This is a genomic window from Planktothrix sp. FACHB-1355 (assembly GCF_014748295.1).
Lineage (GTDB): Bacteria > Cyanobacteriota > Cyanobacteriia > Cyanobacteriales > Aerosakkonemataceae > Aerosakkonema > Aerosakkonema funiforme_A.
The window spans coordinates 1-2,456 of record NZ_JACJUP010001064.1 but is presented as its reverse complement, the minus strand read 5'-3'; the positions used below and the strand labels follow the sequence as shown (position 1 = coordinate 2,456).

Genomic DNA, 2,456 nt, shown 5'->3' with positions numbered 1-2,456 from the left:
CATAATTTTAGCAAAACATCAACAGAATGGTTAGAATACTTTCGTTTCAATCGTGAAAATCTGCTACCCATTCCTTGGGAAGCTTCCTATCGACTCAGCGACATAGAGAAAACAAATATCTCTAACTCTATCCGCAGCTTTCAATTAGGTGAAAGTTCCGAAGGTACTAATCTATTAAAAGCCGCCCGTGCCTACGCTGCTATATCTGGAGATAGTGTTTATGTGGAAACCTTAAAACTTTTTATTGCGGAGGAACAACGACACGCCGCTGATTTGGCTCGATTTATGAAACAGCAGGAAATTCCTCTAGCACAGCGTCACTGGACAGATACAATATTTCGCAAATTGCGAAAATTGGCCAACTTAGAATTTGCGATCGCAGTTTTGTTAACAGCAGAATTAATGGCTTTAGTTTATTATAAGGCATTGGCAGATGCCACGCGATCGGCAGTTTTAAAACAGCTTTGTCAACAAATTTTACGAGATGAAAACCAACACATTTATTTCCAGTCCGAGCAGTTAGGAAAAATACGATATCGCCGCTCAACTTGGCAATTATATTGCACAGATCTGCTACATCGCCTGTTTTTCAATGCTACCCTATTAGTGGTTTGGTTAGATCATTACAAAGTTTTTCGTGCTGGCGGTTATAGCTTCAGCCGCTTTTCTCAGGAGGTTTGGATTGAGTTTGATAATGCAATTCAGACAATGCACCGAAAACCACAAAACACGCAAAGTCAAAAACTCTGAGAATCAAAAATGGAACAAAACCGAATCGCAGTTATCGAAGGCGATATTACCATACAACAGGTGGATGCGATCGTCAACGCCGCCAATAACTCCTTACTGGGTGGTGGTGGCGTAGATGGGGCAATTCACCGCGCCGCCGGATCGGAATTGTATGAAGAATGTAAAAAATTGAATGGTTGCGAAACAGGCGATGCTAAAATCACCAAGGGTTACAAACTACCCGCCAAATGGGTAATCCATACAGTAGGCCCTATTTGGCAAGGTGGCAATTATAAGGAGGATGAGTTATTAGCGAGTTGTTATCGTCGCTGTCTGGAACTGGCAGAAAAAAACAACATCCGCACTATTGCCTTCCCAGCTATCAGCACTGGTGTGTATGGATTTCCCCTCGAACGCGCAACTAAAATAGCTGTCACCGAAGTTAGGAAATTTTGGCAGCGAAATACCTCAATCGAACAAGTAACCTTTGTTTGTTTTAGCAAAGCAGCATACGAATGCTACTTGAAGGTGATGAAAGAAATAGGGGTTATGAACTAAGGGAAGAAAACTCATCGACAAGTCTTTTATACTCAAGCGCGAGTTAAATCAACTTATCGACGAGTATTTTTTTACTCATTCCTAAAAACTGTTCCCTAGCCCCTACTTTCTCTCTTCCCCTAGCCCCTAGTCCCTAATCCCTAACCCCTTCTTTTAGGAGTGCAAAAATGTCAAAAAAGTCTGGTCGCAAAATCGCACCCGCCCCCATGCCCAAAGAAATTGGCGTGGTCGATTTAATCGATAATTATTTTACCGCCTACAACTCCGCTCGGTTGCGCGAAATCTGTCACCTACTCAGTCGCGAAGTTTTCCAAGAAGGCGTAACGGTGGGAGTCAGTCTCTCCGGTGCGATGACACCCGCCGGAATGGGGGTAGCAGCTTTAGCACCCCTAATTCGCAACGGCTTTATTGACTGGATGATTAGCACTGGTGCTAATCTTTACCACGATATTCACTTCGGCTTGGGTTTTGAACTGTTCGCTAGCAGTCCGTTTCTTGATGATATCAAGCTGCGGGAAGAAGGTACAATTCGCATTTACGATATTACCTTTGGCTATGATGTGCTGCTGGAAACCGATGCTTTCATCCGCAAAGTTCTGCAAGCGGAAGAATTTCAGAAGCGAATGGGAACAGCAGAATTTCATTACCTGTTGGGTAAGTATGTGCGGGAAGTAGAAAAGCAACTGGGGGTAAAACATTCCTCCCTGTTGGCGACAGCTTACGAATGCGGAGTGCCCATCTATACATCTTCTCCGGGAGATAGCTCGATCGGCATGAATGTAGCGGCGATCGCATTAGAAGGTTCTCAGTTAGTATTAGATCCAGCACTGGATGTTAACGAAACAGCTGCGATCGCATATTGCGCCCGCGAATCCGGTACAAATCAAGTAGAAGGCAAAAGTGCAGCAGTAATTATCGGCGGTGGTAGTCCGAAAAACTTCCTGTTGCAAACACAACCGCAACTGCACGAAGTATTGGGATTGGAAGAACGGGGTCACGATTACTTTGTGCAAGTGACCGATGCGCGTCCCGATACAGGCGGTTTATCCGGTGCAACGCCTAGCGAAGCAGTCAGCTGGGGTAAAGTCGATCCCGAAGAATTGCCCAGTACAATTGTTTGTTACACCGATAGTACCATCGCCGTACCCATCATCACCGCCTACGCCATG

General features: G+C 44.8%; 3 protein-coding genes. All 3 read left to right on the top strand.

Annotated features, from left to right (window positions below; genetic code table 11):
• Positions 1-750, top strand: a 750-nt coding sequence (locus H6S82_RS28995; protein WP_191057158.1) for a ferritin-like domain-containing protein, incomplete at its 5' end; no start/stop codon positions are given.
• Positions 751-759: 9 nt separating this feature from the next.
• Complete coding sequence (locus tag H6S82_RS28990; protein ID WP_190475448.1) at positions 760-1,287, top strand: O-acetyl-ADP-ribose deacetylase; 528 nt, start codon at positions 760-762, stop codon at positions 1,285-1,287.
• Positions 1,288-1,454: 167 nt separating this feature from the next.
• Positions 1,455-2,456, top strand: a 1,002-nt coding sequence (gene speY / locus H6S82_RS28985) for a deoxyhypusine synthase (protein ID WP_191057157.1), incomplete at its 3' end; no start/stop codon positions are given.